This is a genomic window from Nostoc sp. DedQUE08 (assembly GCF_034530895.1).
Classification (GTDB): domain Bacteria; phylum Cyanobacteriota; class Cyanobacteriia; order Cyanobacteriales; family Nostocaceae; genus Nostoc.
This window is the reverse complement of the sequence record NZ_JAVRCD010000022.1, coordinates 55,679-80,241: the sequence shown is the minus strand read 5'-3', so window position 1 is coordinate 80,241 and position 24,563 is coordinate 55,679. Positions and strand designations below refer to the sequence as shown.

The window sequence follows — 24,563 nt, the reverse complement described above, 5'->3', positions numbered from 1 at the left end:
AAATATACGTATATTTTGAGATTATTTTTTAATATCGAAATTATTCTACGCAATTTGCAACTTTTCAAAAAATATAGTCATCATATTTTACTTGTAAACCTCAACAGACTCAAATCCCCGACAACTTTTACGAAGTCGGGGATATTTTTGTTCATAACTCATTTATAATTGTTATATGTGTTTCAGATAATGCACAATCGCCTCTGCCGTTGCCAAATTAGTAGCCAATAAAACTTGATTAATAGTGCATAATCTTAACAATGCTTCTTCATTTGCTTGACCAGGCTGAGGTTGCAGCAAATCTCGCAGGAAAATAACTGCTACAATTTCTCCGGCTCCAACCAATGAAGCAATTGTTTGATATCCTCCAGAAGTTGGTGCGGGGGTTTGTTGACTAATAGTTATCCCTGCCTGCTGATGTAAAAGTTCACTAACAGATGGCCAGGTAATTGTAAAACTCTGCGAGAAAAATTCCTGATGTTCCAAAACCAACTCAGCAAGTTCTGATTTCTTGCTTTCATGAGCAATCAGTACTATATTTCTTTCAATGATTGCTTGAGGAGGCTCACTAACATTTGTTTCTTCTGGAGTTTCATCAAAACGATCTTCTTTTACTTCAGGAATTGCTTCAATAGTTTGACTGATGCTCTCAGTAGCTCCATTTTCTGTTGTTTCCAAAGACGGAATATCAGTTGAGTCAGAAATGTTACTTATTTGTGCAGCAACACCATCAACATATACACTAACTTCTTCAGCACTTGCATTATTCAAATCAATGTATTGATTGCTTAAAACTTCCGCAACGGCATCATCAGGTGCAGTTGATGCTTCAGAAACTTCGCTTATGGTTTCATCCGCCGCAGAAGTAGGTTCTAATTCGTCAACATCTGCGCTGTCTGCTGCTGTAACTGACCTATCCCAATCTATTGCTTCATCAATGATATCCCGTGTAACTTGGCTCTGTTCCTCTGCTGCTTGTGGCTGAATCTCTTCGTTTTCAACAACTTCACTGGTTTCTTCTACTACTGGCGTCTCCAAATTCACTACTTCATCGTGAGTAGTTTCATCAATGATATCCCGTGTAACTTGGCTCTGCTCCTCTCCTGCTTGTGGCTGAATCTCTTCGTTTTCAACAACTTCACTGGTTTCTTCTACTACTGGCGTATCCAAATTCACTACTTCATCGTGAGTAGTTTCGGGAATGTCGCTTTCCTCCTCAGATACATGGTGGAAAATATCGCGCGGCTGGACGGAGGTAACTTCTGCTGCTAGTGCTGCCTCCAACTCTGCATTTTCATTGTAGGTAGTTTCTGGAGTGGCGCTTTGTACAGGAACTTCGTTGAAAATATCACGTAGCTGTACGAAGGTAACTTCTGCTGCTAGTGCTGCCTCTAACTCTGCATCCTCGTCATAGGTAGTGTCTGGAGTAGCACTTATATCACGCTGTTGTACGAAAGTAGATTCTGTCGCCAGTGCTGCTTCAAAATCTACAGCCTCATCGTGGCTAGCTTCTGGAAGAATACTTTCCTCTTCAGGAGTTTCAATGATGTTTTCAGGTGCAGCTATGGCGTTATCAGGTTCAGTCAAAGAAACTTCTGAGGCTTCGCTGACTTCTGGAACTTCGACTTCCTCACTATCGGCGCTGACTTCTGGTGTAACTAATGTCCGCAAATCAACAATTTCATCACGAACATCGTGTGGAACTTCGCTAACTGCTTCTGGTGTCTCAACAACAGGGATGACATCATCAGGTTGAGTCGAAACAACTTCTGAGATTTCGCTGATTTCTAAGGCGGGGGGTGCTTCTACTCCGGAACTAATTGGCGGTGGAACTTCGCTAACTACCTCTGCGGCTGGATTAACAACATTGGCAGCGCTGACATTTTCAGGCGATCGCGATCGAGAAAACAGTGAAGGATCTATAATCCTAAAGACTGTCTCTGGTTGCTCATAAACGGGAGCAACTGCCTCCAAAATCAAAACATAATCTGCAATCCGAATAATATCTCCATCACTCAAAGAATATGGTCGATCTTTTTCAGCCTGTTTCCCATTAACTATTGAGCCATTTCTACTACCAAGGTCAGAGAAGTAGTAATTTCCACTTTTAACAAAAAACTTAGCATGTACCCGACTGATATCAGGGCTGTCTAGGATTAAATCAGAATCAGGAGAACGGCCTATTATCCATTCTCCTCTCGTTGGAGTTTCTGTGGTAAGGTCTACTTCATTGACTTCACTTAAATTTGGTGAGTAGCTAACTTTTACTTTCATATTAATTTTTGGTTAATTTTATTGATTTCTGCCACCCAGCGCTGACGGGTAGTGTGTTCTAAATTTAAAATATCATCTTGTGACCAGTGGAAATGATAAGCAATAAAAGCTACCTCCTCATATAAAGTATCAGAGGGGTAGCTTACGACTCCCCCGCTAGTTCTAGCTCCACCGAAAATTGAGTATTGCAGTGGGGACATTGTGTCGGAATGTGTACATTGCCTTGTTGATTGATTCGATTGTAAAATTCTCGAAGATAGGCAATGTCATGTAGGAGAAGTCCTTCGAGTAAATCAGGACTAACAGAATTGAAACTGCCCAAGCGAGTAATAACCCGTGCCAGCATTACCAAAACACCGTAAGCCGGATTTTCTTGAACTTTGCGCTCTTGTTGCACCAAAATTTCATCTTTAGCGGTGGCTAAACGCATCACCCCATGACGATGTACTCGTTGTTCGCCATCACTCAATCCTCTAGGAAGAGTGAAAGCAAATTCTGTGCAGAGAGTATCCTTTTTACGGCGCATAGGTTATTGAATTTGGGCATTGGGTATGAGTCTCTGACTGGTTCCTAGCCTGAAGGCTGGGAATCCATTCTGGGAGGCGGAGCCTCCTCTTTGTTGATAAGAGGTAGAACCTCTGGGAATACATTCCCAGCCTGAAGGCTGGGAACGAGGCTAATGAGTCTTTGAACTCCTTTAATGAGCCTTTGATACTCATTAATGAGGCTTTGAACTCCTTTAATGAGCCTTTGATACTCATTAATGAGTCTTTAAACTCCTTTAATGAGCCTTTGAACTCCTTTAATGAGCCTTTGATACTCATTAATGAGTCTTTGAACTCCTTTAATGAGCCTTTGATACTTGCAGACGTAGCTTGGAACTTTTCCCCCTGCCCCCTGCTCCCCACTCCCAATGCCCCATGCCCTATGCCCCATGCTCAATTCAATTATGAAGAAGTGCTTCGGGAGAATTTACTGTATCTTCTGGTATGGAAGTTTCGCCTTCCAAGCCATTGATTCGACGGTAAAAATCTTGGAGGTAATTTAAATCTTGGGAAAAAAAGTTTTCCACGATTGCAGGAGTAACTTCTGATAAAGCACCCAAGTGGGTAATCACTCGTGCCAAGATAATAATTGTGGCATAAACGGGATTAGCTTTAACACGTGGGTCACGCAAAGGTGCAATCTCGTCTATCGCCGTTGATAACCGCATTACACCTTTGCGATGGAGGTTGCCTTCAGAGTCTAGATACCCCTTTGGCAGTGTAAATTCAAACTCTGTGGGAAACATAATTCTCCTAATTATTTCACGCGTTTAAATTCCTCAAAAGCAACCTCCACCTCCTCAATTTCAATGTCATGGCTGCGGGCGTTGACATCGGCAATCTTGTAACTTGCAGGCCAAGCACCGGCTAACTCAAATCTAGCTACTTCTTGATTTGCCTGATTATAAATAGACAAAGCAACAAGTCTACGTTGCTGTGACCAATTACCCTGTTGGACTTTTTCAAACCACTTCCAAAAATCCATAGAGTTGGTGGTACCTCTACGCAGAATGAGATTACCACTCTTGGGATTGCTAGGAAGCTTAGTTCTCACCACCTGACCTTTTGATTGCCCTTTTGTACCCCAGGTTTGAGAAGTGACTTCAGTAATTTCAATAACCTCTTGTGTTCTTTTAAAGCCTTGACACTCCAAAAAGAAACAATTGGCATCGTTTTGACCTTCTAATGTCAGTTCTAAATAGAACCGATGGGCTGTCAAAACTTCTGGAATTCGGCTTGCGGATTGTACCACTGTTAAATAATTCGTAATTCGTAATTCGTAATTCGTAATTCGTAATTACGTTTTGTGACGGAGATTTAGCGCAAAGTGCGGTCTTCTCCCAAGGGGAGACGCTAAAAGCGATGGGGTCTCCCAAGAGGAGCAACTTTGCAAAACAGACTCCGACACAAAGCGTTCTGCCTGTAGAGGCTATGCAACTTAAACTCCCAAACCTTAATTACTGCATAAGCTAATTATTTGATTCGTTTAATTCCTTCGTGAACCAATTCAACAGTCTCATTTGCCATATCACCACCAGAGGCTGTTAAGGTAGGCCCAGTGTATTTACAGGGATAGCAATTGACAATGTTCCACCGTGCTTTTTCTGAGCCTTGTTGGTCATAAGCAACCACCGAACCAGTCTTACGATTCTGTGCCCACTTGCGAGGGTCTCCCATGTCTTCGTTACAGTCTTGATACCATTTATACAGGTCTATATCATCAGTGGCGATGACTTTTACTGTAATGTTGGTAAATTTAACAACAGTTGGTGTAGCTTGACGCATTAGTTTAGCGCCTTTAGATGAACCGTGAACTTCTTGCGCTGGTGTATTTTCAACGCCTAGTCCGCTAATTTCTTTGATAAATTTATCAGTAATTCCGTCAGCCTCGAAGTAAAACTTACAAGAGGTTAAAAATTCGCCTGCCATACTTTTAGACTCCTTTGTGTGTAATTAATTTTGAAATGGGGATTTGGGAGTTAGGAGTTAGGAGTTAGGAGTTAGGAGTTAGGAGTTAGGAGTTAGGAGTTAGAAGTTAGGAGTTATAAGAATTCTTTCCCCAATGCCCAATGCCCAATGCCCAATGCCCAATGCCCAATGCCCAATGCCCAATGCCCCATGCCCAATGCCCAATGCCCTATTCGCTATCTTCAATGCCATTCCATTGGCTGATGCGGAAAACAACAAATTCAGCCGGTCTTACGGGACAAACTCCGACTTCAATATATAAACGTCCTAAAATTCTGGTTTCTGGTGGGTTCAATTCTTCGTCGCACTTGACATAGAATGCTTGGGCTGGAGATGCCCCAAATAATGCACCTTCACGCCAGATACGTTCTAAGAAGTTACTGACAGTACGGGTAACACGCGCCCATAAATCTTGGTCGTTCGGTTCAAAAACTACCCACTGAGTTCCCAATTCTAGGGATTTTTCGATATAACTAATTAATCTACGCACACTGATGTAACGCCACTCTGTTTTATCTGGCTCAACTAAAGTGCGTGCGCCCCAAATGCGGATACCTCGATTGGGGAAGCTGCGAATACAATTTATCCCCAAGGGATTTAATAGTTCTTGTTCGCGGAAGTTTGTGTCATAGCCCAAACCAATTACGCCTCTGGGAACTTCATTTGCTGGGGCTTTGTAAACTCCTCTGGTTTCGTCGGTGCGGGCCCAAACACCCATCACATGGCCACAAGGAGGTACTAAAATTGGATTACCGCGATCGCGTGGATTAGGTACTTTAATCCAAGGATAATAAAGGGCCGCAAACATGGAACGACGGTTAAATCTATTCAACCATTCCACTACTTGCTGCGGTTTGACGGCATCCGGTGGCGCATCAAGTACAACCATGCGGTTGGGCGGATTGGGAATATCGCCACTGGCAGAACCCTCGCACATACTAATCATCAGTTCGATGATGCCGTGGACTTGATCTAAATTAAGTATCTGCTCTTGATAAGCCCGCATCACATCAGGACAGGCCAGCATTGTGATTTCATCAACTTCAAAGATACCGCGTACCCCGGTGCGATCGTCTCGAACCCCTTCTAAATTTTGCGAAAATCTATCGGGTGTGGCAGCAACAATGGGTGGCGCTAGTTCATATTGACCATTGACCGGACGACGAGCTAAAGGCTGTCCGCTTTGAGTTATGTCTTCTACGGTGATGTACATCGAATTTCTTAATGCCGTCACCGCATAAGTCGCTGCTTGAGCAGCAGGTTCGCGGTTCATTGTCAAGTTCTCGTATTCCTCTAGAAGCTCATCACCCCGACGAATTTGGATGGTGAAATACTCGCCCGTATTTGGAGGTGCTTCTCCTTCAGTACCTTCAGGTAGGGCACGCGGTGAACCATCAATAATTACAAGATTTACTAATCCGCCTGATGCTTGTTCAGCACGCAAAGTAAAGCGGAGGGCTGGACGATTACCTCTAGAGTTGATTCTGAGGGTAGCCGGTTCTGGAGTTGCGGGTCTGGGTGCGTTTGGTAACTGAGTCCCAATGCTTGTTACCCAGCAACGACCGCCACCATTCATAAAGTAGCCGTAGACTGAAAAGGGTAAATAGGCGTTGAAGTCGGTGAAGCCATCAGAGTTGAGACGGGCAAAGTAGTTTAAGTATTGCGTCCAAGTGGTTACTAGCATGGGCTTATATAATTCAGCCCCACCGCGAACGTCTTCTGTAAAGCCTACAAATCCGGCAACTGCTGTGCTAACACCTTCAATTGGTCGGCTACCCCGGTCAATTTCTTCGATGTAAACACCAGGAGCAAAGTAATCAAGTCTAGCCATGAAAGTTTCTCCAAGTCAGTAAAAATCTAATTATTCAGGAGTTAGAAATATTTCTTTGAAAGTATTACTTTGGTTATCTACCAATGCATTGACGTTTTGAGGTAGATAGCCCGGATGATTCAGAGTCAAAACATAATTACCTAAATGAAGGTCTTCAAAAAAGAACAGCCCTTCTTTAGTGGTTAATATGGATTTTTCAGTTCCCCTCACAGCCACTTCTGTCGCTACCAACGGCAGATTTGTCACCGCACTTTTGACAATACCTGCGATCGCAACTCGCCTGGTTAATACTAGACTGTCACTATCGCGAGACAATTGATTTCGCAAATTGAAAATTCGCTCCCAAACCAAAGGTACTGGAGTAGGTTGTGGCTCGAAGGGTATTGTAACTGTCAAATATAAGGCTGAACGCAATGGCACATTGAGAGCGCTCCATAAAGAGCCAATCTCAATTGGCGGCTCTAAGGCAACTGTCATGTTCAAATTACCATAGCCCCGCAATTCAGGAACTAAAAACTCCTCTTCCAAGGTGCGATGGCGCAACAGCACAGTCAACGCCTCACTAATAAAGTGATGCTCACCTAAAGCTGTTCTATCCCAGGCTGTTAATAGCAGCGAAACATCAAACCAAGCGGGTGCCCAATTTACAGTAGCAGGTTGTAGAGCGCGTGTTAGCTTGCGTTCTACTTGCCTGCCAGAATGTTGTACCTGCTTACTCTCACGTATATCAAAAATATATAAATTGAGAGTCGGCCCTGCTCCCTCTTCCCTACGATTACCAGGATGGCTAAAGTCAATTTGCTCTGTACTGGTAAGTGAGGTTCCTCCAGCGAGAATTTCGGCTAAAGTTTGAAGAACGAAGATAAGCATGAAGGTGTTCTGCTGGTAGCTAATCCAGATGCCTCTACAGTATATGTATCGGGCTTCTAAAGTTAATTAGACTTTTGTCGATATTTTTTAAATCGGGTATTTGGTTAAGAATCCGTAAAGCAGCAACTTCAGTTTGTAGATTAATCTGGAGCAGTTCTTAATTGGACGCACTATATTTTTTTCTTGTGGGGTGGGTTGAAAAGCATTGGTGTCAAGTTAGCCCAAATGTCAAAGGTATATTCATCGAATTCGGGCAGTTGTTTATTGAATTCGGGCAGTCGTTCATCGAATTCGGGGTGTTGTTTATTGAATTCGGGCAGTCGTTCATCGAATTTGGGGTGTTGTTTATTGAATTCGGGCAGCCGTTTATTGAATTCAGGCAGCCGATTATTATTTTTGTTCAATTTTAATTTGAGGAGGATAAAACCTAAAGACAAAAAGACTTTTCATCCAGTCCCCAGCGATGCACTGAGCTTGCCGAAGTGTCCCTAGCTATACTAATTGACCCCAGTGATTTCATCTTAACTTGAGACTAATGGCTGAAAAGACATCCTAAGTAGTCTATTAAGCTAACGAAAGCTTAGGTAAGTAGTAAGCATTTCAGTGCTTAACATCAGGACTAAAGTTTTTACTACAAACTTCTTTACACAGCAAAGTTAGTTTGATACACGTGTAAATACAAACCTTAATAATTATTTAGATGAATTATCCCAAAAGATAACTTAACAAAAAAATAAACATTGCTGAGACTGCATAATTTTATACTGGTCAGCAGAAAAGTAAAAACATTTGGTTGCAAAAAGCGAGTGAAGCTATGACACTAGGCTTTTCTGTACAAAAACTAGACAATGGCTCTAATTATTTGAATTCCTCAGACATCCAAAGCTTTTGTCAGCTTGAGTCTGAGCAATTAACTAGTCAATATCCAATTTTATTTGCTCGGATTGTCTATCACGATCCATTATTGAGAACTAATCAAGAAGTTATAAATTATGGTCAAGACCAAACTCCTTTTTCTCCAAAAACTTTAGCTTATTTGCGTTTGGAAGCATGGCTGACAGATTTTCCGCCTGTTTTGAATTTACATGAATTTAAGCTTAAGGACTTTTCATCTATTTCTTATATTTGCCCCATATCTTATAGAAATCAGAAAATTGAATATATTCAAATCATTACTCATGAACCTCTCTCACCGAGTTTACAACTATATGTAAAACGCTCTGCTATGCTGCTGAGTAAGTATGTAGATATTTCCTTGGACTATGGCAGACAAAAAACTGAAATTAAACTCCTAGAAGATATCCTGCATCGAGTAGGTCATCAATTGCGTAACTCTCTAGGACTTATAGGATTGTATGCACATAATTTATGCTTAGGTTTAGAGGATAGCCCTTGGCAAGAGCAAGCAACAATCATCGGCGAAAGTATACAAGACTTAGATACTAATTTAAATGAACTGATTGATTGCGGTCAAAGTGCAAAATTAAGGGTAACACTTCAAGATTTAAGAAGTTTAGTGGTTGAAAGTATCACAAATTTACAACCTCTAATTAATCAAAAAAAACTTAAAATATCGATTCCCGATACATCGACAATATTGAAAATAGACAAATTACAAATGAAACAAGTTTTTGATAATATCCTCAGTAATGCCGTTCATTTCAGCCCTGATTCAGGAACTATTACCTGTAGCTGGCAAATTTTTCAAGATGAAGTTTTAATTAAAATCTCCGATCGAGGGCCAGGATTGTCTCAAGAAGACTTACAAAAAATATTTACTCCATTCTATTCCCGACGTAAAGGAGGTACAGGACTGGGTTTAACTATTGCTAAAAAAATCATTTTGGATCATCAAGGAAGTATCTGGGCACAAGTTTTATCAGAAAGCGGGGCACAATTTTCAATGATTTTACCTCGTTCAAGGAGCGTAAATTAATTTATAATTCGTAATTCGTAATTCGTAATTAAAGATATGGCTAATGATAATAATAAACTTTCGGTTTTACTCGTAGATGACGAAGAACGCTTTCGTCAAGGGTTACGTACTCTCCTAAATTTTTATAGTATTAATTCTGCGTTACCTGTAGAAGTGATTGGCGATGCAGATTCTGTTGAGCAGGTTTTAAAGTTTACAACTCAGAAGTGTCCAGATTTAATTTTGCTGGATATGCAATTGAAAGGATGTGATGGAATTACAGTTCTGGCACGTCTTAAAGAAGCTGCTTACAGTGGCAAAGTTTTAGTATTGTCGGCTCATCAAGAAGACGACTGGATTTTTAGAGCGATGCAAGCGGGAGCCGCAGGTTATGTGTTTAAAAATCGTTTAGCAACCCAATTGTGTGAAGCTATTGACACTGTAACTAGGTCAGAAATTTATCTACCTTCAGAAGTTGCTAGTCGATTTTTCCGGTTTTTTCAGGCTTATTCAGATTCTTGTGTAAAAGCGTGTCATGAGGTGCATTTAACCGAAAGAGAGCAAGAGGTTTTATACTGGTTAACTCAAGGTGCTTCTAATGAAGAAATCGCTAAACATTTATATGTAACAGTTGCTACTGTTAAGGCGCATCTCACCAGTATTTTTGAAAAATTGAAGGTTACTAGCCGGACTCAAGCGATTGTGGCTGCCCTCAAGTTAGGATTAGTTCACGCTTGAGCGCGACGGAAGTAGTCGGCGCAATTCACGAAACTTTTTGGATATGGCTTCATTTGAATCTTTTTATCAAGAATACCCCTGCTCGTACAATTCTCCCTTAAGTTGCGATCGCCCCTTTCAAACGGCGCAGCAAATCAAGGGTGCTAAGTTTTGCTTGGAATGTGGTTTTCCAGCGACTTTACCACAGGAGGGTGAGATTAAAGGAAGTCAGGGAACTTATCAAATAACTAGTTTTGTCGGTGTGCGCGGTTTAGGCCGCTTATACTCAGGTGTTCAACTTAAAGACAAACAACCTGTAATCATCAAAGAATATTTGCTCCCCAATCGTTCTTTTAATGAAAGTGAGACTCAAAAGCGAAAAGAGACTTTTAAACGTGTAGGTGGGATAAGTTTAGCCGATAGTCGAATTCAAAACTTCCGTCTGGTGGAAACTAAAGAAGCGATCGCAGATGAAAAAGGAGAGCGCTGTTATTTAATTACTCAAGGCATAGAGTCATCCCAAACTTTAGGTAAATATCTCATAGAAAAGGGAGCAATGACATCTCTTGAGGTGCGTGAGGTACTAAATCAAGGTTTACAAACTCTCCAGTTTCTCCACACTCAAAAGCTACGTTTTCCCTCCAATCAAACACAACTGGGTATTACTCACGGTAATATCAATTTAGATAGTACTTTAATTAAAGTAGAAAATAATCAAAAATTTTCTATATATTTTTGTGATTTAGCTATCTGGGAAAACTTATTTATTCCCCCAATTATTCCTCAACCTGCTGTCGCCAGACCTGAGCAAGATTTAGAATCATTAGGATTATTAGCCTTTTATTTATGGGTAGGGCGGACAACTAATTTTTCATCTAACCAGCCTCTCAATCCTAGAGATCATCAACAATGGCCGGATACTGATAGCTATTTAAAGCAATTTATTTATCGTTTAATTGGGCTGGAAATTCCCTTTGAAAGTGCAGAAGCGGCTCGTAAAGCACTACTAGAACTTCCTCAAGAAGATCGTGCTAGAAATTCAAATTCAGTGCGATCGCCAGGTTCTCAAGAACTAAAAAAGCCTTTGCCAATGCCCTTAATTTTGTTATTAATCTTATTTCTATTACTACTTGGCGGGGGAATTTGGTATTGGCTTTGGGGTAGGAAGACAGATACTCCTAATCAATATATCCAATGGTCTAGACTTGTGCGGAATTTTTCCGAAGTCCCCAACGTTCCTTCTGGACAATTTACTTATACAGGAGAAAAAGATAGTACATGGAGTTTTGTTTTAACGCAATTAGTAGACAACAGTCGTTTAGGAGATTTATTGACCAGACCAAAGCCAGATGCAACAGCAACATTTGACTATAAATCTGTTTTGTCATCAAATATAAATAATCCGATTAAAAGTATCGAAGAAGTTCAAACAAACAAGAAAGATTTTGCAATTACTAGTTTGGTAGACAATATTACAGATAAACTTGCGAAAAAACCAGTAGCCTATGATGGGTTACTTGTTTTTGTCGCATTTAATAAAAGAGACTCAAATCTTGCCAATGCTCTGAGAGGGCAAATCAATCTTGAGCAATTGCGTCAAATTTACACAGGTAAAATTACTAATTGGCAGCAGATTAATCCTAAACTTCCAAATCTGCCTGTGAAACCTTTTGCCCCAACTGAACCGGAAGCAATCAGTAAATTTCAACAAATAGTTCTGCAAAATGCTCCTCAAGACGAAGCTTTATTTGCAGCGAAAGTTACTAAACTTGATACAACAAAAACCCAAAACCTGATACGCAGTGAAACTTTAGATGGGCGAACTACTGGTATTATCAGTTTTGGGATTATCAGTAAAACTTCGAGTCAGTGTACTGGCTATCCTTTAGCAATCGCAGATGGTAAAAAGTCCGCTATTCAACCTCTGTTTCAAAAGCGCGATCGCCGCTCAATTAATCCCTCAGATGATTTGTGTCAACATGATGATTATTATGTTGATGTCACAACTTTCCAAAGCTACCCCTTGGGATACCCTATTTTTGTGGTGTACCCTAAAGACAGCAATCGCCTACCTGGTGGTTCTACATTTGCCCAGATGCTAACTACTCGTCAGGGTCAGTGTTTATTTAGTAAAGTAGGTCTTGTAGCTTTACAACCTATGCCTGATGATATAAAGTCTTATGCCTGCAAATCGGTGCCCTAATCCTAGTTGCGAATATTTTAACCGCGCCCTGCCGAACAATGCTAAGGTTTGTCCCTGGTGTTCTACCCCTGTGGGTAATGTAGTTTCTTCTACACCACAACCACCTAGTCAACCTCCACCTATTCAACAACAGCCTAGTCAACCACCTGTTCAGTATCAGCGGCCGCCTACAGACCAACCTAATTACCAAGCTCCCCAACAAGCCCCAATTGATTATTCAACAGTCTATCAGCCACGAGTTTCCTATCAACCAACACCACCTGTTTATACCCCTCCACCTCAAAGAGCGCCAGCCTTAAAGCTGATTCATAGCACTGGCAGAGAATTTCACCTCATTGGGGAAGGAGGTTATATTGGTCGCCGCAGTCAGAGTCCAGGAATAGCGCCGCCAGAAATTGACTTGACCGGCATTCCCAGTGAGGGAATAGTCTCACGTCGTCATGCGCGAGTCGATTGGGACTGGTCGCAAAATTCCTATATGATTGTTGATATGAGTACAAATGGTATTTATTTAAACAACAATCCTTTAACTCCTGGGATGCAGTATCGCCTACTGAACGGCGATTCCCTGCGATTTGGTCAGGATAATCTAGTTAATTTCACTGTATATGTTGTGTAGTAGAAAGCTGAATTTATAACTTTAAATTAACAAGACTTGGGGCTTAACAACAAGCTTAAGCCCTTTGTTAAAGGTAGACAAACTTTTGGGCTAAATAATTTAGTAAACCTGCTGTTGACGACTCATTTTTACCTTCTTACAGCGATTTTCAGGTAAATGAACCACAAATAGGCCTCACTTCCATTCCTCTCTCCTAAAAGGAGAGAGGCTTTGATTTTCTCCCCAACGCTAGTAGGGAAGGGGCTGGGGGTTAGGTCTCATAATTGTGGTCTAAATACATGAAAACTGCTGTAAATCCATAATTCGGTCATTAGCCATTTTCGGTTATTCACGGACAATGGACAAATGACAGTGGACAAAGGACGAAGGACAAAGGAAAAATGAGCAATGTATTTCGGGAATTTCTGCAAAAAGTAGGCAGTGGAAACCACACATCTAAGAATTTAACTCGTATTGAAGCAGCCACCGCTACTAAAATGATGCTGCTGGGTGAAGCGACACCAGCCCAAATTGGAGCCTTTTTGATTGCTCACCGAATCAAGCGTCCTACGGGAGAAGAGTTAGCCGGAATGTTGGATGCTTATGAGGAACTGGGGCCAAAGCTGCAACCCATAGCCTCTGGGCGACCAGCGATCGCTCTTGGCATCCCTTATGATGGTAGGACACGTACAGCACCAATTAGTCCCGTCACAGCTTTACTACTCGCCGCAGTGGGACAACCAGTGGTAATGCATGGTGGCGATCGCCTCCCCACGAAGTACGGCTTACCTCTGATAAATATTTGGCAGGGTTTAGGAGTCGATTGGACTACTTTACCCCTAGCACAAACTCAACAAGTGTTTGAGCAAACGGCAATCGGCTTTATTTATCTACCTCAGCATTTTCCCTTAACTACAAGTCTTTGGGAGTACCGCGACCAACTGGGCAAACGTCCGCCGTTGGCGACAATGGAGCTAATTTGGTGTCCTTATGCTGGGGATGTTCACGTAATTGCTGGGTTTGTCCATCCACCGACAGAAGGGATGTTTCAGATCGCTCTAGGACTGCGAGGAGTGACAAAATTTACATTAGTCAAAGGATTGGAAGGTAGTTGCGACTTACCGCGCGATCGCACTGCAATCATCAGCTTATCTTCATCCGTAGCACCCCAAGAGGTAGAACGATTGCACCTCGTACCGCGCGATTACGGCTTTACTACCAAGAACGTACCCCTTGGAACTACTGAAGAACTGGTGGCGGATATTCAAGAGGTTTTGGCAGGTAAACCAGGTGAATTGATGCAAACAGCCTTGTGGAATGGCGGATTTTATCTATGGCGCAGTGGTATTTGTTCAGATATGGCAGAAGGTTTAGCTAAAGCAGAAGAATTATTAACCAATGGTGTAGCAGCAGCTAAACTCCAAGAACTGAGCCAGGTAATAAATTCAGTATCAGCAGATATACCCTTTAGGGTGTCAACGACTTCTCCAAAATAGATTTTTGTTCCAACCAATCTTTACCTACTTGGATACTGATATCCGATGCAAGGTTGCCAGTGCTTTCCACCCGCACTTCTCCAAATCCCAAAGTGCCGCGAATTGACTCAGCACTGTCACCATCTCCCTGTTGGGCGACAATGTGAGTTACATCTAGAGGTTCGCCCCATGCCTTGGCCACATAGATGTTGCGATATCCAGATTTTTCTAAGGCTCTAATTAACGGTTGCAGATTAGAGCGATCGCCACCTGTACTATCTTGAATTGCTACACGCAAAGAGCGGGGGTTAGTTGTAGTTGCCAGCTGTTCCTGTTCTGACTCCAAACCAAAGTGTTGAGCCATCAGTTTCGCAATTCCATCTTTGTTGGGCAACCAATAGCTAGCATCAAACTCATTCTTTTCGCTAAAGCGACCTGGCAGCATTAACATTTGCATATTAGAGCGATTTGTCCGCACCCCAAAACCCATTAGCGCTACTAACTCTTCAACCGTCAAGTTAGTATCAATGTGGTCTTTCACGACATCAAGAACTTTCGGTAATTGAGCAACAGTAGCCGGGTTGAGTGTTTGCTCCATCAAAGCACGCATGACCATTTGCTGGCGCTGAATCCGACCAATATCACCGAGTTCGTCATGGCGAAAACGCAGTAATTGCAATGTTTGCTCGCCATTGAGGTGCTGCTTACCAGCCTTCAAATTGATGTACAAATGCTGAGAATCATCTTGATATTTCATATCTTTAGGAACGTAGACAGTCACGCCACCCAAAGCATCAATTAGCTTGGCAACTCCCAAAACGTTAATTCGGACATAGCGATCGATTCCTGCTCCTCCTAAGAGATTACTAACAGTTCTGGCAGTCAAAGCTGGCCCACCGTCAACATTGGCAGCATTAATTTTTTTCACTCCATACCCCTCTATTTCCGTGCGGGTATCTCTGGGAATGGAGAGCATATTTATTTTTTTCGTCTCTGGATCGAATTTGACCAAGAGCATCACATCAGAAAGACCATCAAAAGAGTTGACTTGGGGCAGGTATTTGAGATTTTTGGTATCTTCAGGAGGGTTTTGGATATCTGGGGGAAGTACGCTCATTCCCATCACCAAAAGATTCACTGGACGAGTTAATTCTGAAAATCGCAGCACACCTCCAGAAATGCGATCGCTATCAAAGGCCGCCTCATCCTTTGGAGTTAGCTGCGCTTGTTGCAAAGGCGTACTCGTCAAAGACACTGCTAAAAGCGCCCCCGCAGTTGCTGATACCATCGCAATACCACCCATACCTACCCAAAACCACAGCCACCGCCCTGATGTTGAGCTTTGGGGAATTTTTTTATTGGATTTTGAGGCTTTTCCCGACTGGTTTTCTTCCGCCGAACTTCTTTGAATGGTCACAGACTTCCTCACACTTACTCACTAATCAAATTCAGTAATTTTGCAGACTAAAAACACCCAAACAAATTAACCCATAATAGCTAACTCTTAATTATCGGTGCTAACTTTTTTAATGTAGTGTCAACCACAACACTTATAGCAGCATTTATTCTTTTTTTGGGACAACCTGGAGATGTTTTACTGAAGTATGGCAATAATAAACTGGATTTGACTAGATATATAAAGAAATCAGCCAGAAATTTTCCAAAATTCAGTAAAAACACCGACAATTTATCGCCTTAAAAAATTAAGATAAATACTTGCCAAGCACTCGTTCAGCTAAATTACTAAACCCTGGTAAACGACTAGATCTGCCCTGCATTAGGCGCAAAATCAACCAAATACTTACTAAAAAGTAACCTGACGTGAGAAAGCTATTGAGGATAAATAGACGTAGCGGAAAAAAATCTGAAGTTGCTACCCCGGTAGCCAATAATAAATAACTCAACAACCAAGTAAGTGCCAAAGTAATAGACAGACGACTAATAGCAAGTTGTTCCCGATTACCCTGGCCTCGATAGAGCGTCCACAAGGATGGAAAAAAGCCGACGATCGGAACTAAATGTAAAAGCAACTGTGTTTTAGGCATTGGGTACTGGGGATTGGGTACTGGGGATTGGGAATTGGAAGAAGACAAAAAAGAGACTTCTGGAATAATTCTTCCTTGTCCTCCTTGTCCCTCTTCTTCCCCCAGTCCCCAGTCCCCAGTCCCCAGTCCCCAGTCCCTATTGTCTTTCGGTTCAAAATTCTTCATTGGGGTTAATCTAACTCCTAAACTAGAAGGATGAATAAGATTCATATAGTTAGAGATAATAAGCTGTAAGGAAAAATTTCATTTAGTTCTATTCCGCAATCAGCTCAAAATGCAGACACGTAAGCTACTCGACTGGTGGCAAACATTTACTCCAATAGCGCGAATCGGGGCGATCGCGCTATTTGCTCCGCTGCTAGTTATCAATGGTTGGGCAATTTCGGTATTTTTCAATTATTTCCATTCTCTCATAGTCATTTTAGTCGGAGCCTCAGTGCTAGCATTTCTGCTCAACTACCCCGTGAGCTGGATGGAGCATCATGGTGCTAAGAGAGAGCAAGTTGCTATTTTAGTATTTCTCTTGGCTTTATCGATTTTATTAGCGTTGGGTGTGACACTTTTTCCCTTGGCTCTTACCCAAGCTGAACAACTGGTGGCTCGTTTGCCAGAGCTGATCGACTCTGGACGCTCTCAGTTAATGATATTAAACGAAAAAGCTGAGACTTTTGGCTTGCCGATTAACCTCGATGCTCTGGTAGTGCAAATCAACGATCGCGTCAAAGGACAATTACAAGCGATCGCCGGACAAGTTTTAAATCTAGCTGTACTGACAGTTACTAGTCTGCTAGATATTCTCTTGACGATGGTTTTGACTTTTTATCTTTTACAGCATGGGGGTGAACTCTGGGAAAGTTTAGTGGAGTGGCTACCTAATAAATTTCGCGAGCCTTTCTCTAAAACAGTCCGCCTAAGTTTCCAAAATTTCTTCATCACCCAGTTGATTTTATCTACCTGTATGGCTTCAGCCCTTATTCCTACCTTTTTGTGGCTGAAAGTGCCGTTTGGATTGTTATTCGGACTAACTATTGGCCTGATGGCTCTCGTTCCCTTTGGCGGTTCTGTAGGCATTGCCCTGACTACACTGTTGGTAGCGTTGCAAGATTTTTCAATGGGTGTGAGAGTGTTGATCGCAGCGGTAATTGTACAGCAAATTCTCGAAAACTTAATTGCCCCCCGAATTTTAGGCAGTTTTACCGGTTTAAATCCAGTTTGGATTTTAATTTCGGTCTTAACAGGGGCAAGAATTGGCGGACTGTTAGGTGTAATTGTGGCAGTACCTACAGCTGTTGTGATTAAGACTGCTTTAAGTGCCTTGCGTCCTGGTACTGGGACAAACGACAGCGCCATTGGGGAGATAACTGCATCCGTTCCAGGAAATGAGTCCTCGAAAGCCGACGACAACAAAACTTTGAGCATTTCTGAAGCAACATTGCCTTAATACAAGAAGGCAGGAAGGAGCAGGAAGTGTATCATCAGTTATTTATCAGGAACGGTAAGGGACAAGGGAAAGGGTAAAAAGCTATTGCTTCTATGGTGAGAGACTATTATTAACCTTTTTCCCTTTACCTCTCTTATTTCTTAAATTCTGTTGCAAGCGATTGTTTAATATCAAAATTTTCTAAATACTGTGAAAAGTCAGCTTTTGCCACAAGAAATGAATGCCAGTTGGTGTTTCGCTTCAATATTCTAAATAGCTTTTAAGCTTTTAAATAAATCTAACTTTCAGAATCATTATCTAATTTAGAATTTAGGAAAGGAAACTACTTTGCAAGAAGTGCTTTTAAATTGCAGCAGGAGTGAAATTGCTAGGTTCTACACTTGCCGATCGATACCATCTCCCTGAATAATCACCTGGGAACGTGACTGAATTAATTCCCGAATTTGTGGACATAATTCACGCCTGGAGATTACAGCTTGAAATGAACTCTGCAAGAATTGCTATTTGCTGAGTAAATTGGGATATAGATGCGGAAAATTTTTCTGGGTAAACTTGACCAGCAAATGGTAATGAAAAACTATTATCAAGATTTTTTAATTCGTGATTGGGTGAAAAGCGATCGCACAAGAGCCGCCGAAGTCATCAGTTATGTATTATCAGAATACGGTCTGGCTTGGGAACCCAAGGGTGCTGACCAAGATGTGCTGCGAGTTGAGGAATGTTATTTAGCTACTGGGGGAGAGTTTTGGGTAATTGAACACCAAAGTCAGTTAGTAGGTACTGGAGCATACTACCCCATACACCGAGGTGAAAAAGCTGTAGAAATCCGCAAAATGTATCTTTTACCCAGCATTAGGGGTTTAGGATTAGGGAAATATTTGTTACAACAGCTAGAAGCAGCGATCGCAAAGCGTGGTTTTCAACAAATTTGGATTGAAACCGCCAGTGTTTTGGTGGAAGCAGTCAAGCTGTATGAAAACAATGGCTACACTCCAGCAACAGGAGTGGAAACAACAAGGTGCGATCGCGTGTATGTTAAGTCATTGATCAATAGTCATTAGTCATTAGTCATTAGTCATTAGCTAAAAACAAACGACAAAGGACAAATGACAAACGATAAATGACAAATGACAAATGACAAAGGACAATTTTAAATGCACGCTTGGATTAAAAATCTCACAGGCTTACTCAATCTTTTTCTTCAATCCCATTGCCCTCTATGTCAACGCGCAACTTCCCAAGAATTCTGTCAAAACTGCACCAGACAACTGCAAAAATGTCAACGTAAAGACCCGATTTCTCTATGGCAAGAGCCTATACCAGTGTTTGGCTGGGGGGAATATGGTGGGCCAGTGAAACGAGCGATCGCAGCGATGAAATATGAAAATCAACCCCAAATAGCTCGTCCTTTGGGTCAATGGTTAGGGGAAGCATGGTTGTTAAATTCACCGAAGCGAGATAGCCAGCCTGTAGTAGTTCCTATCCCACTTCACGCTAGCAAACAAAAACAACGTAAATACAATCAAGCCGCACTGATAGCACAAAGTTTCTGCGAAATAACTGGATTAAAATTGAAACTAAACGGTTTAGCAAGAGTGCGAGAAACTGAAGCGCAGTTTGGTTTGTCGGTATCTAAACGAGAAAAAAACTTGAACCAAGCTTTTGCTATTGGGCAAGAATTTCGCCATCGTCCTCCAAATGTCCCAGTGCTGTTAGTGGACGACATTTATACTACTGGTGCTACTGCCAGGTCTGCTGTGCAAACACTTCGTCAGTATGGAATTGTGGTCTTAGGATTAGTAGCTGTAGCCACTGCCGTCAAAGACGGATAAATTAAGAAGCAATAGGCAAGCTTTGACGGATAAGTACATAAATTGACCTAATTACCCTATTTTTGTAGAAAAATTGCTTGAAATGTATGAATAAAGTTTTTGCGGCAGGTTTAAAACAACTTGTCATCATTCCTGCCACATTGCTGGCAATAGGCATTAGTACTAGTGCAGCTTTTGCTCAAAATAAATTGTATAGTCCAATTCCTTTATCTAACAGTACTGAAATTGACGATCGCCTTTCAGATAAAGATATTCCCACAGGTCAAGGTGGGTTTGCCCGTGATTACACTGTGAAGTTGCAGAAGGGCGATAATTTAGCAGTTGACCTGTCATCGGAAAACTTTGACAGCATCATCACACTGCTAGCACCTGATGGTTCGACTTTGGCAGAAAATGATGATGGCCCTGATGGTAGTAGCAATTCCTTACTCTTTACTCGCATCGTAGAGACAGGGAATTATGTGATTCGTGTCCGGTCTTTTGGGGAAACTGGGGTTGGGGCTTTTAAACTCAAAGTGACAAAGTTGCAACCGATTAAATAAAGTTAGGAGTTTGGAGTTAGGAGTTTGGAGTTTGATTTTTAACTCCTCACTTTTGACTCCTCACTCCTAACTTCCTACAGTCAGTACGCAGAGAAATAAGGCTTCAGTCCACTCAACGACTGCGCCGTAAGTATCTCCAGTGTGTCCACCTAATTTGTGGTTGAACCATGCACCAGTTAAAGTAGCGATCGCACTTCCAGCAATTATCATTGCCAGTGCGAGAAATAGTTGCTGTCTATTTATCAGCCAAAGTAAACCACTCAAACTAAACAACAACAACAATCCTGGTAACAAATCTTTGTAAGAACGAATGGCTTGTTTGTGAAATGCGCCTTTACCAGTTGCTTTCAGATAAGGGTATCGGGCGATCGCTAGCTGTTGTCCCCAACGTCCCCAGCCACAAGCAGCCATCAGCAATAACCAACGGTTTTCTGGCATATCTGTCAAAGCTGTTATTTTCAGTAGCACCAAGGCGATCGCAGCCATTGCTCCAAAGGCTCCTGTAGCACTATCTGCCATCACCTCCAGTCGCCGATCTGGGTCGCCCACTGCTAAACCATCGGCAGTATCCATTGCCCCATCTAAGTGCAATCCTCCAGTTATGGCAATCCAAACACTTACTACTAAAGCACTACGAGTTAACACGGGCATCCCCAGATAATCCATCCCCGTATCCAGAAACCCTAAAATTCCCCCAATCATCACTCCAACAAGCGAAGCAAGACGTGCTACTCTTTGAAAGTCCAATCCGTTCAAATACGGTAACGGAATACTTGTGTAAAATATAATACTAGCCGCCAGCTTTAACAGCAGCTTTTTCCACCACTGTTGCTGTTTCGTCATCTGAATTACATTAATTTTTGGTAAATTGCTGGATAATAGTCATAATTTCGGTAGAACCGACATCAGTAGACTTTAAAACTTTAAATAAGATTTACTTCTATTAAACATTCTCGTTGAAAATTTTGTTATGCTGGTCTAAGTGGTAAACAAATATTTTTGAGTATTTTTTTATACAAAAACGACTAACTTAGGAAGTTAAAATTCCATCAAGGAGCAAAATTTCTGTTTTGTATTCGTTAACTAAAAACTTACTCCAAATTATTAGACGATTGCCCCATAAAATTGATATTTTTTTAAATGTAGGGAGTAAACAAGCTATTCAATTATGACAGTTTAGCTATGTTGTTGCTCTCCTTAGCTCAATCGCAATTTTCCTATGAGTCATCATCTACCCGACACCAGGATACCAGCTCCGTGCATTATTAACACGGGCATCATTGTGAATAAGCTCGACATCCGGCGATTGCTGGCAGATTTAGGTCGAGTCCACTACATCTACACCCAAGAAGATAAGGTACTGAGCGAGGGTGAAGGGGATGTGATGGAAGTTTTTGCCAATCCGCAAAGGTCTACCTTAGTGGCTAACCGCGCGCTATATCTGAATGTTTGTAGTTTTGATTACTTAGAACTAAAACAGTCGTCGCAACAAGAAACCTACTTCGATTTGATGCAAGAAGGATTGTGTCTGCGGTTAATTCCCCGATCGACACCTTTACAAGAGCGAAGAGAGCGAAGCTTCAATGTCAGCGCTATAGAAGCGATGATGGAACAAGTACTCTCAGCCAAGTGGGATGCAGAAATTGACGATGACTGTTCTGATTCTTTCTAAATAACAATTATTTAGAGTATATACTCGTAAAGTTGGTAACTAGGTTAATAATGAATGCTTAAGTGTTCGCTAAAACTCAACTACCAATCTTGATGTTTGTCCATAATTTAGCCAAATATTATTAATTTTGCCCTAATACCATTTGGTTTTATGGCTGCTAGTACCGCAAGGCAAAAGCCAAAAGTCAAAAAGCTTTCATTTTGCGCTTTCTGGCTGTAATGAAATGGTGAGGCAGTCGCTCAGAGGGGGTTCCCGCCATAAGGAACTGCCGTTAGCGTAGCGTTAGCGAGCTTGCGAACGTCACCCGTTAGCGCCGGCGGCAAGCGAGTCATCGAGCGTCAGGGGTGGTTTATTTCTGCTGCGTTGTACTAGTTAGGGATTTTTGAAACTCTTTACCGATTAGTGTTTCACAATCCAAAATCTAAAATCTAAAATTCCAAATGGCATGAGTGCGAATTTTTCTTTTCAATGTCTTGCTTGCTGTAGTCAGACAAAAGCTAGAGCAGGAGTGTTTTTCACCCCTCACGGTCTTGTAGAAACCCCCAGATTTATGCCAGTAGGAACGCTGGCTAATGTCAAAACTATTACTCCATCTCAACTCCGAGAGACTGGGGCGCAAATGATCTTATCCAATACTTATCATCTTCACCTACAACCAGGGGAAGCGATCGTGGCTGGAGGTGGTGGGTTGCATAAATTTATGGGGTGGAACGGGCCAATGCTCACAGATTCAGGTGGGTTTCAGGTCTTCAGCTTAAGCGAGATGCGAAAAATTACTGAAGAAGGCGTAACTTTTCGCTCGCCCCATGATGGACAAATTATTAAATTAACACCAGAGCGCTCCATTGAGATTCAAAATACTTTGGGGGCAGATGTGATTATGGCCTTTGATGAGTGTCCGCCTTACCCAGCGACTCGCCAAGAAGTAGAAACTGCAACTGAGCGCACTTACCGCTGGTTAGAACGCTGCATAACGGCTCATCAACGCAGCGATCAGGCTTTGTTTGGGATTGTGCAAGGGGGCGTGTATTTGGATTTGCGTTGCCGTGCAGCGGAAGCTTTGGCTAAGTTAGATTTGCCGGGATATGCCATTGGTGGCGTGAGTGTGGGAGAACCGCCAGAATTGATGGCTGAGATTGTCAAAGTAACAGCACCACTTTTACCCCCCGAAAAGCCGCGTTACTTGATGGGTGTGGGAACTTATCGGGAAATGGCGATCGCGATCGCATCTGGTATAGATTTATTTGATTGCGTCATTCCCACCCGTTGGGCAAGACATGGTACAGCGATAGTCCAAGGCGGACGCTGGAATTTAAAAAATGCTAAGTTTCGTGAAGATTTTACGCCATTAGATGAAACTTGTCCTTGCTACAGTTGTCAAAATTTTAGCCGTGCTTATATATCTCATTTGGTGCGATCGCAGGAAATTTTGGCTTATACCTTGTTGAGCATTCACAACATTACCGAACTAATTCGCTTTACGCAAAAAATTCGAGAAGCAATATTGAGCGATCGCTTTGTCGCAGAATTTGGTCATTGGCTCACCGAAGAAAGCAAAGATGAGAAATAGAGAGTCAAAGAGCAGAGGATTAATGACAAATGACAAATGACAAATGACCAATGACCAATGACCAAACCATGTTAAGATACTTCTCAATTATGAAAGCTGTGTTGGATAGGTGGATTTAAACAAACATGGAAGCAGCACTTTTATTAGCAAAACTGCCAGAAGCTTACCAAATCTTCGATCCTTTGGTAGACGTTCTCCCAGTTATCCCGGTATTCTTCTTGTTGCTTGCTTTCGTTTGGCAAGCAGCTGTGGGATTTAGATAAGTTAATCTATTGTTCAATTTATAGGACAGGTAGACTACCTGTCCTATTTTTTTGCAGTGTCGTATTTAATAAAATTAATATTTATTAATATTTTGCAATAAATTATTATAATAAATAAGATATTAATCAAGCTATGTCAATATGAAGCCTTGAAAGCCAAGCTTACAGTCAAGGAGGAATCAGTTATGGGTAATATCAAATTCGTTAAAGAAAATAAAGAAGTAGTGGCAGCAGATGGTGCTAATCTCCGGCTCAAGGCGATACAAAATGGCATTGATATATATACATTGATTGGTAAAATGACCAATTGCGGTGGTAATGGTCAGTGTAGTACTTGTGTTGTTGAAATAGTCGAAGGACTAGAAAATCTTTCCCCGCGCACAGACGTAGAAAACCGGAAATTCAAGAAAAAGCCAGAAAATTACCGCCTTGCCTGTCAAACTTTAGTGAATGGCTCAGTCAGCGTAGTCACGAAGCCTTAAGTTCTCAAATCTGTCATTATATCCAGTCAGTAGTCAAAATACTTACCAAAATTGAGTTTCCTCTCTACGAGACGCTACGCGGACATTTTGAATACTTCGACAAGCTCAGTACAAGTTTTGAATTTTGAATTGGTATAACTCTGTCATCGATAATGCTATCCTAATGTTGTTGACTGGAAATTTAAGAGAGGCTTTCTTGCCATGCAAGTTAATGACCTGGGGTTCATAGCGAGCATTTTGTTCGTACTAGTCCCCGCCGTGTTTTTACTAATTCTTTACATCCAAACTGCTAGCCGCGAAGGTGGAAAAGATAGTTAAGA

The 24,563-nt window shown here is 41.7% G+C and carries 27 protein-coding genes; 15 read left to right on the top strand and 12 right to left on the bottom strand.

Annotated elements, in window-relative coordinates; genetic code table 11:
- Positions 1-171: 171 nt before the first annotated feature.
- The 9 genes from RMY64_RS16815 to RMY64_RS16775 all read right to left on the bottom strand — a co-directional run bounded on the left by RMY64_RS16815 (position 172) and on the right by RMY64_RS16775 (position 7,488).
- Positions 172-2,274 carry an FHA domain-containing protein gene (locus tag RMY64_RS16815; protein ID WP_322700645.1) on the bottom strand — a complete coding sequence of 701 codons (2,103 nt, stop codon included), beginning with the start codon at positions 2,272-2,274 and terminating at the stop codon, positions 172-174.
- Positions 2,271-2,474 (bottom strand): DUF6760 family protein, encoded by a 204-nt coding sequence (locus tag RMY64_RS16810; protein ID WP_322700644.1) that lies wholly within the window; start codon positions 2,472-2,474, stop codon positions 2,271-2,273. The genes RMY64_RS16815 and RMY64_RS16810 overlap by 4 nt, the downstream gene beginning before the upstream one ends.
- On the bottom strand, positions 2,417-2,800 hold the full coding sequence (locus RMY64_RS16805) for a hypothetical protein (RefSeq protein WP_094347971.1): 384 nt from the start codon (positions 2,798-2,800) through the stop codon (positions 2,417-2,419). The genes RMY64_RS16810 and RMY64_RS16805 overlap by 58 nt, the downstream gene beginning before the upstream one ends.
- Complete coding sequence (locus RMY64_RS16800; RefSeq protein ID WP_322700643.1) at positions 2,790-3,182, bottom strand: hypothetical protein; 393 nt, start codon at positions 3,180-3,182, stop codon at positions 2,790-2,792. Before RMY64_RS16800 ends, RMY64_RS16805 begins: the two co-directional genes overlap by 11 nt.
- Before the next feature lie 35 nt (positions 3,183-3,217).
- Positions 3,218-3,565 carry a hypothetical protein gene (locus tag RMY64_RS16795; RefSeq protein ID WP_181931614.1) on the bottom strand — a complete coding sequence of 116 codons (348 nt, stop codon included), beginning with the start codon at positions 3,563-3,565 and terminating at the stop codon, positions 3,218-3,220.
- An 11-nt stretch (positions 3,566-3,576) separates the two neighbouring features.
- The gene (locus tag RMY64_RS16790; RefSeq protein ID WP_322700642.1) at positions 3,577-4,071 is read right to left on the bottom strand and encodes a phage tail protein; all 495 of its coding nucleotides are present in this window, start codon (positions 4,069-4,071) and stop codon (positions 3,577-3,579) included.
- Positions 4,072-4,292: 221 nt separating this feature from the next.
- On the bottom strand, positions 4,293-4,748 hold the full coding sequence (locus RMY64_RS16785) for a phage tail protein (protein WP_094331970.1): 456 nt from the start codon (positions 4,746-4,748) through the stop codon (positions 4,293-4,295).
- 208 nt (positions 4,749-4,956) lie between these two features.
- Positions 4,957-6,618 (bottom strand): phage tail sheath family protein, encoded by a 1,662-nt coding sequence (locus tag RMY64_RS16780; RefSeq protein WP_322686408.1) that lies wholly within the window; start codon positions 6,616-6,618, stop codon positions 4,957-4,959.
- A gap of 30 nt (positions 6,619-6,648) precedes the next feature.
- Positions 6,649-7,488: a Pvc16 family protein gene (locus RMY64_RS16775; RefSeq protein WP_322700641.1), complete on the bottom strand. Its 840-nt coding sequence runs from the start codon at positions 7,486-7,488 to the stop codon at positions 6,649-6,651.
- A gap of 161 nt (positions 7,489-7,649) precedes the next feature.
- Here RMY64_RS16775 and RMY64_RS16770 point away from each other — a divergent pair, with 161 nt between their 5' ends.
- The 6 genes from RMY64_RS16770 to RMY64_RS16745 all read left to right on the top strand — a co-directional run bounded on the left by RMY64_RS16770 (position 7,650) and on the right by RMY64_RS16745 (position 14,417).
- A complete protein-coding gene (locus tag RMY64_RS16770; RefSeq protein ID WP_322700640.1) occupies positions 7,650-7,898 on the top strand; it encodes a hypothetical protein in 249 nt (82 codons plus the stop codon).
- A gap of 404 nt (positions 7,899-8,302) precedes the next feature.
- A complete protein-coding gene (locus RMY64_RS16765) occupies positions 8,303-9,424 on the top strand; it encodes a HAMP domain-containing sensor histidine kinase (RefSeq protein WP_322700639.1) in 1,122 nt (373 codons plus the stop codon).
- A gap of 36 nt (positions 9,425-9,460) precedes the next feature.
- Positions 9,461-10,141: a response regulator transcription factor gene (locus RMY64_RS16760; protein ID WP_322700638.1), complete on the top strand. Its 681-nt coding sequence runs from the start codon at positions 9,461-9,463 to the stop codon at positions 10,139-10,141.
- Between the two features lie 43 nt (positions 10,142-10,184).
- A complete protein-coding gene (locus RMY64_RS16755) occupies positions 10,185-12,323 on the top strand; it encodes a substrate-binding domain-containing protein (RefSeq protein ID WP_322700637.1) in 2,139 nt (712 codons plus the stop codon).
- Positions 12,301-12,942 (top strand): FHA domain-containing protein, encoded by a 642-nt coding sequence (locus tag RMY64_RS16750; RefSeq protein WP_322670322.1) that lies wholly within the window; start codon positions 12,301-12,303, stop codon positions 12,940-12,942. Before RMY64_RS16755 ends, RMY64_RS16750 begins: the two co-directional genes overlap by 23 nt.
- A gap of 380 nt (positions 12,943-13,322) precedes the next feature.
- Positions 13,323-14,417 (top strand): anthranilate phosphoribosyltransferase family protein, encoded by a 1,095-nt coding sequence (locus RMY64_RS16745; RefSeq protein ID WP_322700636.1) that lies wholly within the window; start codon positions 13,323-13,325, stop codon positions 14,415-14,417.
- Here RMY64_RS16745 and RMY64_RS16740 read toward each other — a convergent pair.
- Together RMY64_RS16740 and RMY64_RS16735 are read right to left on the bottom strand one after the other, a co-directional pair.
- Entirely contained in the window at positions 14,389-15,813 is a 1,425-nt protein-coding gene (locus tag RMY64_RS16740; protein ID WP_322670320.1) for an LCP family protein, read from the bottom strand. The two genes, RMY64_RS16745 and RMY64_RS16740, sit on opposite strands and share 29 nt — an antisense overlap.
- Before the next feature lie 286 nt (positions 15,814-16,099).
- The gene (locus RMY64_RS16735; protein WP_322670369.1) at positions 16,100-16,441 is read right to left on the bottom strand and encodes a hypothetical protein; all 342 of its coding nucleotides are present in this window, start codon (positions 16,439-16,441) and stop codon (positions 16,100-16,102) included.
- A gap of 274 nt (positions 16,442-16,715) precedes the next feature.
- On the opposite strand from RMY64_RS16735, the gene RMY64_RS16730 reads away from it, so the two are divergent.
- The 4 genes from RMY64_RS16730 to RMY64_RS16715 all read left to right on the top strand — a co-directional run bounded on the left by RMY64_RS16730 (position 16,716) and on the right by RMY64_RS16715 (position 20,256).
- Complete coding sequence (locus RMY64_RS16730) at positions 16,716-17,882, top strand: AI-2E family transporter (protein WP_322670319.1); 1,167 nt, start codon at positions 16,716-16,718, stop codon at positions 17,880-17,882.
- 569 nt (positions 17,883-18,451) lie between these two features.
- Positions 18,452-18,943 (top strand): GNAT family N-acetyltransferase, encoded by a 492-nt coding sequence (locus RMY64_RS16725; RefSeq protein WP_322670368.1) that lies wholly within the window; start codon positions 18,452-18,454, stop codon positions 18,941-18,943.
- A 93-nt stretch (positions 18,944-19,036) separates the two neighbouring features.
- Positions 19,037-19,714: a ComF family protein gene (locus tag RMY64_RS16720; protein ID WP_322670318.1), complete on the top strand. Its 678-nt coding sequence runs from the start codon at positions 19,037-19,039 to the stop codon at positions 19,712-19,714.
- Positions 19,715-19,800: 86 nt separating this feature from the next.
- Entirely contained in the window at positions 19,801-20,256 is a 456-nt protein-coding gene (locus tag RMY64_RS16715; RefSeq protein WP_322670317.1) for a PPC domain-containing protein, read from the top strand.
- A 66-nt stretch (positions 20,257-20,322) separates the two neighbouring features.
- On the opposite strand, the gene cobS is transcribed toward RMY64_RS16715, so the two are convergent.
- On the bottom strand, positions 20,323-21,099 hold the full coding sequence (gene cobS / locus RMY64_RS16710) for an adenosylcobinamide-GDP ribazoletransferase (protein ID WP_322700635.1): 777 nt from the start codon (positions 21,097-21,099) through the stop codon (positions 20,323-20,325).
- Positions 21,100-21,475: 376 nt separating this feature from the next.
- On the opposite strand from cobS, the gene RMY64_RS16705 reads away from it, so the two are divergent.
- From RMY64_RS16705 to psbM, 5 genes are all read left to right on the top strand, one after another.
- Positions 21,476-21,928, top strand: a complete 453-nt coding sequence (locus RMY64_RS16705) for a hypothetical protein (protein WP_322662022.1) — start codon at positions 21,476-21,478, stop codon at positions 21,926-21,928.
- Positions 21,929-22,373: 445 nt separating this feature from the next.
- Entirely contained in the window at positions 22,374-23,498 is a 1,125-nt protein-coding gene (gene tgt / locus RMY64_RS16700; RefSeq protein WP_322700634.1) for a tRNA guanosine(34) transglycosylase Tgt, read from the top strand.
- A gap of 125 nt (positions 23,499-23,623) precedes the next feature.
- Positions 23,624-23,761, top strand: coding sequence for a photosystem II reaction center protein K (locus RMY64_RS16695; RefSeq protein ID WP_006195022.1), 138 nt, complete (start codon positions 23,624-23,626; stop codon positions 23,759-23,761).
- 185 nt (positions 23,762-23,946) lie between these two features.
- Entirely contained in the window at positions 23,947-24,243 is a 297-nt protein-coding gene (locus tag RMY64_RS16690) for a 2Fe-2S iron-sulfur cluster-binding protein (RefSeq protein ID WP_322700633.1), read from the top strand.
- A gap of 201 nt (positions 24,244-24,444) precedes the next feature.
- Positions 24,445-24,561, top strand: a complete 117-nt coding sequence (gene psbM / locus RMY64_RS16685; protein WP_084227279.1) for a photosystem II reaction center protein PsbM — start codon at positions 24,445-24,447, stop codon at positions 24,559-24,561.
- The last annotated feature ends 2 nt before the right edge of the window (positions 24,562-24,563 follow it).